At 51.3% G+C, this 273-nt stretch carries 1 protein-coding gene; it reads right to left on the bottom strand.

Going from position 1 to position 273, the window contains the following annotated elements:
* The coding region (locus tag V5P19_RS23590) for a hypothetical protein (protein WP_334407971.1) at nt 1-273 on the bottom strand (273 nt) is incomplete at both ends.

Consider the following 273-nt stretch of genomic DNA (forward strand, 5'->3'; position numbering starts at 1 on the left):
GTGTTGAACTCTGCGTACTTGTTCTTAAAGCTCTCGTCCTTGTAGGAGATCAGCGGCACGGTGAACACTTGGTTCGCGCTATTGGTTGCCTTGACCTTGAAATCGCGGGTATCCCAGACACTCAACTGCCAGTTATCGGTCCGGTCGTTGTCCGTGACGTACAAGAGCAACTTGCGGGCATCGGAGACGTAGTTGAAGTCATCAATGACCGGCGGGTTGAAATCCCAGTAGGTATAGAAGTAGCCAACGTTAACTCTCTGCGAGGTATTGACC

Source organism: Enterobacter sp. UNJFSC 003, from assembly GCF_036903355.1.
Classification (GTDB): Bacteria; Pseudomonadota; Gammaproteobacteria; order Enterobacterales; family Enterobacteriaceae; genus Enterobacter.